The sequence below is a fragment of the Luteimonas salinisoli genome (assembly GCF_013425525.1).
In the GTDB taxonomy this organism is placed as follows: domain Bacteria; phylum Pseudomonadota; class Gammaproteobacteria; order Xanthomonadales; family Xanthomonadaceae; genus Luteimonas; species Luteimonas salinisoli.
This window is the reverse complement of the sequence record NZ_JACCKA010000027.1, coordinates 103,413-110,557: the sequence shown is the minus strand read 5'-3', so window position 1 is coordinate 110,557 and position 7,145 is coordinate 103,413. Positions and strand designations below refer to the sequence as shown.

General features: G+C 71.8%; 6 protein-coding genes. All 6 read left to right on the top strand.

What is annotated here, in order from left to right; translation table 11 throughout:
- The first annotated feature begins 137 nt into the window (after positions 1 to 137).
- The 6 genes from H0E84_RS03880 (at position 138) to H0E84_RS03855 (ending at position 7,145) form a co-directional block, all read left to right on the top strand.
- Positions 138 to 2,138, top strand: a complete 2,001-nt coding sequence (locus tag H0E84_RS03880; protein WP_180677310.1) for a YjhG/YagF family D-xylonate dehydratase — start codon at positions 138 to 140, stop codon at positions 2,136 to 2,138.
- Positions 2,139 to 2,262: 124 nt separating this feature from the next.
- Complete coding sequence (locus H0E84_RS03875; RefSeq protein ID WP_180677309.1) at positions 2,263 to 3,360, top strand: alpha/beta hydrolase family protein; 1,098 nt, start codon at positions 2,263 to 2,265, stop codon at positions 3,358 to 3,360.
- Between the two features lie 103 nt (positions 3,361 to 3,463).
- Positions 3,464 to 5,041, top strand: coding sequence for an alpha-N-arabinofuranosidase (locus H0E84_RS03870; RefSeq protein WP_180677308.1), 1,578 nt, complete (start codon positions 3,464 to 3,466; stop codon positions 5,039 to 5,041).
- Positions 5,042 to 5,221: 180 nt separating this feature from the next.
- Positions 5,222 to 5,494 (top strand): type II toxin-antitoxin system TacA family antitoxin, encoded by a 273-nt coding sequence (locus tag H0E84_RS03865; RefSeq protein WP_180677307.1) that lies wholly within the window; start codon positions 5,222 to 5,224, stop codon positions 5,492 to 5,494.
- A gap of 112 nt (positions 5,495 to 5,606) precedes the next feature.
- Entirely contained in the window at positions 5,607 to 5,972 is a 366-nt protein-coding gene (locus H0E84_RS03860) for a GNAT family N-acetyltransferase (protein WP_345776262.1), read from the top strand.
- Between the two features lie 120 nt (positions 5,973 to 6,092).
- On the top strand, positions 6,093 to 7,145 hold the full coding sequence (locus H0E84_RS03855; protein ID WP_219339580.1) for a bifunctional nicotinamide-nucleotide adenylyltransferase/Nudix hydroxylase: 1,053 nt from the start codon (positions 6,093 to 6,095) through the stop codon (positions 7,143 to 7,145).

Here is a 7,145-nt window from a genome sequence, read left to right as displayed (position 1 = left end):
GTGGGGGCGCGCAGCGCGCGACGCGCCGTCCCTCCGCCCCACGCCGCCCCGCTTTTCTCCCTCCCCCGCTTCGCGGGGGAGGGCCGGGGTGGGGGGGCGCGCAGCGCGCGCGTCGGACCCGGTGACATAAGCCCCCCATGACCACCCCCACCCCCAGCCTCACCGCGATCCTCGGCGACGCATCGCCGATCGCCGACACCCGCACCTCCGGCGAAGGCCCCGCCGGCCAGCTGCCGATCGACGCGCGCATGCTGCGCGAGGAACCCAGCGGCCACCTGTTCGGCCTGACCCAGAACGCCGGCATGGGCTGGCGCGCCAGCGACGTGATGCGCGACCCGTACCTGATCGTCAGCACCCAGGGCGGCCTGCGCGGCGCGGACGGCACCCCGCTGGCGCTCGGCCTGCACACCGGCCACTGGGAGATCGACCGCATGGTCCGCGCCGCCGCGGAAACCTTCGCCGCCAACGGCGCACTGCCGTTCTCGGTGATGTGCAGCGACCCCTGCGACGGCCGCACCCAGGGCACCACCGGCATGTTCGACAGCCTGCCCTACCGCAACGATGCCGCCATCGCCATGCGCCGGCTGATCCGCTCGCTGCCCACCCGCCGCGGCGTGCTCGGCATCGCCACCTGCGACAAGGGCCTGCCCGCGGCGATGCTGGCGCTGGCCGGCTGCGCCGACCTGCCCGGCGTGATCGTGCCCGGCGGCGTGACCCTGCCGGCGCGCGGTGCCGAGGACGCCGGCACCGTGCAGACCCTCGGCGCGCGCTTCGCCCACGGCCTGGTCGACCTGGAACACGCCGCGGCGATGGGCTGCCGCGCCTGCGGCTCGCCCGGCGGCGGCTGCCAGTTTCTCGGCACCGCGGCGACCTCGCAGGTGGTCGCCGAAGCGCTGGGCATGGCGCTGCCGCACAGCGCGCTGGCGCCGTCCGGCGAGCCGGTGTGGACCGACATGGCGCGGCGCTCCGCGCTGGCGCTGATGGCGCTGGCCGAGCGCGGCACCCCGCTGTCGGCGATCCTCACCCCCGAAGCGGTGCACAACGCGCTGGTCGTGCACGCCGCGTTCGGCGGCTCCACCAACCTGCTGCTGCACGTGCCCGCCATCGCCCACGCCGCCGGGCTGACGCCGCCGACGGTGGAGGACTGGATCCGCGCCGGGCGCGCCACCGTGCGCCTGGTCGACGCGCTGCCCAACGGCCCGCGCCAGCACCCCACCGTGCAGGTGTTCATGGCCGGCGGCGTGCCCGAGACCATGCTGCACCTGCGCGACGCCGGCCTGCTGCATCTCGATGCCCTCACCGTCACCGGCCAACCGCTCGGCGACAACCTCGACTGGTGGGAGCGCAGCGAGCGCCGCGCCGCCGCGCGCGAACGGCTGCGCGCACTCGACGGCGTCGAGCCGGACCACGTGATCCTCGCCCCGGCCGCCGCGCGCGCCGCCGGCTTCAGCAGCGCGCTGGTGTTCCCGCGCGGCAACCTCGCCCCGCAGGGCTCGGTGATCAAGGCCACCGCGATCGACCCGGCGGTGGTCGACGCCGACAACGTCTACCGCCACACCGGCCCCGCGCGCGTGTTCGCCACCGAGCGCGACGCGATCCGCGCCATCAAGGCGAAGGGCGAGCACGCGGTGCGCCCCGGCGACGTGGTGGTGCTGGCCGGCTGCGGCCCCGCCGGCACCGGCATGGAGGAGACCTACCAGCTCACCTCGGCGCTGCGCCACCTGCCCTGGGGCAAGCAGGTGGCGGTGCTGACCGACGCGCGCTTCTCCGGCGTGTCCACCGGCGCCTGCATCGGCCACGTCGGCCCGGAAGCGCTGGCCGGCGGCCCGCTGGGCAAACTGCGCGACGGCGACCTGGTGCGCATCGTGATCGACCGCGGGCGGCTGGAAGGGCGGGTGGATTTCATCGGCGGCGACGCCGACGCGCCGCTCGACCCCGAAGCCGCCGCGGCGCTGCTCGCCGATCGCGAGCTGCACCCCGCCATCGCCGCGCACCCGCGCCTGCCCGCCGACACCCGGCTGTGGGCCGCGCTGCAGGACGCCAGCGGCGGCACCTGGGCCGGCTGCGTGTACGACGCCGACGCCATCGTCGAGGCCCTGCGGCTGGGGCGCGAAGTGCTTGCGCGGCGGGGGACATGAGAGTCGCCGCCGCAACCACCCGGCCAGCCAATCGCGCGTGCGGGTCGCGGGCGCGCGCCCCGGCCTGCACCGCGGACGTCGCCATGCGCACGCACCGCCACCTTCCCGCACCCTCATCCCCGCCATGAACCCCAGAACAATGTCCCGGATCCGCCCCGTTACCCTCGCGCCCGCGCTGGCCGTCGCGGCCCTGCTGCTGTCCGCCGCCTGCGCGACCACGCCGGTGCCGGAGACGCGGAGCGCGGCGGCGCCTGCGACCGTCGCACCCGCGCCCGCCACCGCCACCGCCGCCATCGGCGTGGCGAAGCGCGAGTTCGCCGACCCTGAGCGCAGCAACTGGCCGCAGACCGGGCCGCGACCGCTGCGGACGATCCTGTGGTATCCCGCCAGCGCGGGCGGCACGCCCGAAACGCAGGAGGTCTACGGCCGCGACAAGGCGCTCCTCAGGGATGCGCCACTCGCCGGCGGCGCAAGCCGCCCGCTGATCCTGCTGTCGCACGGCGCCGGCAGCCGCGCGGACCACATGGCCTGGCTCGGCCACGTGCTGGCCGGCCGCGGCTTCATCGTCGCCGCGGTCGAGCACAACGGCAGCCCCGAAGAGGAGCTGCACAGCCGGCCCACGCCGTCCGACCATTTCGCCTGGGAGCGCGCCCGCGACCTCAGCACCGTGCTCGACGCGCTGCTGCGGGACCCGGCCATCGCCCCGGCCATCGACCGCGCGCGCATCGGCGCGGCCGGCTTCTCGCTCGGCGGCACCACCGTGCTGTGGCTGGCGGGCGCGCGCTTCGACCTCGCGCATCTGGTGCGCAACGCCCCGCCGATGCCGGCCGATCGCAAGGGCGCGATCGAAGCCCTGATCCGGCTGCCGCAGAGCAACGGCGCCGCGCGCGACGCGCAGCAGCGAGCCGAAATCTCGCATCGCGACCCGCGGGTGCGCAGCGTGTTCGCGCTGGCGCCGGCGATGGGGTTCGGCTTCCCCACCGAAGGCCTGCGCGACGTCGAGGTGCCGGTGCGCATCGTGGTGGGCGATGCCGACCCGGTCACGCCCGCGGCGCCGAACGCCCGCCATTTCGCCGAAGGCATCGCCGGCGCCCGCTACCTCGAGGTGCCGGGCGAGCGCGGCCACTACACCGGCGCCACCCCGGCCGAGGTGCGCGCCGCCGAGCTGGAGGAGATCGCCGACATGGCGGCCGACTTCTTCGACGAAACCCTGCAGCCGTGACGGGCGGGCGCCGGGCCGCAAGGCTGCAGCGGCATGCATCGCGCCCGGCCGCCGCCTTCGAATCGCCAAACGACATCACCCCCGATCCCTGCCGGAGCGCGCCATGACCCACGCACCCACCTCGCCCCGCCGCTGGCTGGCCACCGCGCTGCTCTCGCTGGCCGTGCTGGCCTTGCCGGCGCAGGCCGCCGAGATCGAGCTGGTGATCGAGGCCGACACCCCCGGCGCCACCATCCACAAGAACGTCTACGGCCAGTTCGTCGAGCACCTGGGGCGCGGCATCTACGAAGGCATCTGGGTGGGCGAGGATTCCGACATCCCCAACACCCGCGGCTACCGCAACGACGTGCTGGCCGCGCTGAAGGAGCTGCAGGTGCCGCTGCTGCGCTGGCCCGGCGGCTGCTTCGCCGACCAGTACCACTGGCGCGACGGCATCGGCCCGCGCGACGAGCGCCCGAAGCGCGTCAACACCAACTGGGGCGGGGTGATCGAGGACAACGCCTTCGGCACGCACGAGTTCCTCGACCTGGCCGAACTGCTGGGCGCCGATGCCTACGTCAACGGCAACCTCGGCACCGGCAGCCCGCGCGAGATGGCCGAGTGGGTGGAGTACATCACCGCCGATGGCGGCTCCACCCTGGCCGAACTGCGCCGCCGCAACGGCCGCGCCGAGCCCTGGCGGCTGCACTACTTCGCCATCGGCAACGAGGCCTGGGGCTGCGGCGGCAACATGCGCCCGGCGTACTACGTCGACCTGTACAACCGCTACGCCAGCTTCGTGAAGGCGCCGGAGGACAACCAGCCGCGGATGATCGCCAGCGGCGGCCACGGCGAGATGACCGAATGGACCGAGGCCATCACCAGCGGCGTGGAGCCCAACTGGAGCCTGCGCCTGGACGGCATCGGCCACCACTATTACACCCGCCCCACCGGCGAATGGGAGACCAAGGGCCCGGCGCTCGGCTTCGACGAGGCCGCATGGTTCGCCACCCTGCGCCAGACCCTGCAGATCGAGGACTACATCGCCGCCAACAAGGCGGTGCTGGCGCGCAACGACCCGGACGGCGACTACGGTTTTTACGTCGACGAATGGGGCACCTGGTACGACCCGGAGGAGGGCGACGACCCCGGCTTCCTGTTCCAGCAGAACAGCCTGCGCGACGCCATCGTCGCCGCGCTCAACTTCAACATCTTCCACGAGCACGCCGACCGCGTGCACATGGCGGTGATCGCGCAGATGGTCAACGTGCTGCAGGCGATGATCCTCACCGACAAGGAAAAGATGCTGCTCACCCCCACCTACCACGCCTTCCACCTGTACCGCCCGTTCCAGGGCGCCACCACGCTGCCGGTGCGCCTGAGCAACGCGCCCGAGTACCGCCACGACGGCCAGGCCATCCCCGGCCTCAGCGTGTCCGCCGCGCGCGACACCAGCGGCAACCTCCAGCTCGCCCTGGTCAACCCGGACCCGAACGCTGCCCGCCAGGTGCGCGTGAGCGTGCAAGGCGGCGAAGCCACCCGCGCCCGCGGGCGCGTGCTGACCGCGGAGGCGATGGATGCGCACAACACGTTTGGGCAGCCGGAGGCGGTACGGCCCAGCGACTACGCCGTGGACGTACGGGATGGCACGCTGGTGCTCGAACTCCCGCCGAAGTCGGTGATGGTGGTGGCGGTGGACTGATCTCACGCACCGCAGGATTCGCCGGCCTGGGTCACGATTCCTGGCTGCTGAATGCCGTAGAAGCCTACGATTGAGCCCCTCGCGAAATGTATGCACAGTGTGCACATGGAGTGCCTGCGTACGGACGGCCTGCCAGGGGAGTTGTAGGTGGGCAAGCGCAGCAGAACAGGAGCACGCGCCATGGGCGACACCGCCAGCAAGGTCATCAGTTTCCAGGTGCCCGCCACCAAGCAGGCGTTGATCGACCATGCCGCGGAAGTCAGCGGCATGAGCCGGGCGGAGTTCATCCTGGACGCCGTGTGCGAGAAGGCGCGCGAGGTACTGGCCGACCAGGCCCGGTTCGCCCTGAGCCGGCAGGGCCTGCGGCGCTTCAACGCGCTGCTTGATGCGCCCCTGGAGAACAACAAGGCGATTCACCGCCTGTTGAGCGCGCCTGCGCCCTGGGAGCGCTGAGTCTTGCGGCTCAGCCCCCTGCCCACTCGCCGACGGGCACCGGCTGGAGGGCTTCCAGTCCAGCGCGCTGGACCTGACGAAGTGATGGCTGGAGCGCGCCCGCCAGAATCAAGTGTCGGGCGCGTCGAGGTGCTTTGTCGTCTGCGACGGGCAACAGCGCGTGGTGGGCTACTACGCGCTGGCGGCCGGCGCCCTGTCCCATGAAGCTGCACCCGGGCGCATCCGCCGCAACATGCCCGATCCGATTCGGGTCATCGTACTGGGGCGTTTGGCCGTACACGTGGACTGGCTGGGCCAAGGGGTGGGGCAGGGCTTGCTCAAGGACGCCGTGCAAAGGGCGCTGCAGGCCTGCGAACAGGTCGGAGCCCGGGCACTGCTGTGCCACGCCATCGATGAAGCAGCCAAGGCGTTCTATCTGAAACACGGTTTCATGCAATCGCCCATCCACGTCATGACCGTGATGCTTCCGCTGCGGTAGGGCTCGGCCGACAGCGCGATCGTCCCCGACGCCGGTATCGCTTGACTGCGTACCGCAATGGCGTAGCATTCTCCTCGAGCCAAGGGATAGACCCAAGGCAATCAACCGTGAGGGATTCTCATGGACTTCGACTACCTCGTCTTCATAGGGCGGTTCGAGCCCTTCCATAACGGCCACGCCGCCGTTGCCCGCCACGCACTGGGCCGGGCCAAGAAGCTGATCTTTCTGGTCGGTTCCGCCGACACCCCCCGCACCATCCGCAATCCCTGGACCGTCGCCGAGCGCGCGGTGATGATCCAGGCCGCCCTGGGCGATGCGGACGAGGGGCGGCTGATCATTCGCCCCCTGCGCGATCATCTCTACAACGAGAGCCAGTGGATCGCCGGCGTGCAGCGCGCCGTCGCCGAGGCCATCCAGAGCGACCACGGCAAGCCGGAGGCCAGCGTCGGCCTGGTCGGCATGGACAAGGACGCGTCCAGCTACTACCTGAAAGAGTTCCCGCAGTGGCCGCTGGTGGACGTGCAGCACACCGAGACGCTCTCGGCCACGGAACTGCGCCGCTACTTCTTCGAGGCCGGCAAGATCGACTTCCACGGCGCCCTGCTGATGCTGCGCGGCAATGTGCCGGCGCCGGTGTACGACATGCTCGAAGCCTTCCGCAAGAACTCGCCGGCCTACGCGCAGCTGGTGGCCGAACACCAGTTCATCGATCAGTACAAGGCGGCATGGAAGGAGGCGCCCTATCCGCCCACCTTCGTCACCAGCGATGCGGTGGTGGTGCATTCGGGCCATGTGCTGCTGGTCCGCCGCCGTGCCGAGCCTGGGAAGGGACTATGGGCACTGCCCGGTGGATTCGTCGGCCAGGGCGAGAGCATCGCCGACGCCTGCCTGCGCGAGTTGCGCGAGGAAACCCGGCTCAAGATCCCGGTCCCGGTGCTCAAGGGTTCGCTCAAGAGCCTGCACGTGTTCGACCACCCGGAACGCAGCCTGCGCGGCCGCACCATCACCCACGCGTTCCACTTCGATTTTCCGGCGGGTGAACTGCCGGACGTTCGCGGCGGCGACGATGCCGAAAAGGCGCGCTGGGTGCCGGTCAGCGAGGCGCTCGACATGGGCCCCAAACTCTTCGAGGACCACCTGCACATCCTGGAATTCTTCCTGGGCCGGGGTTGA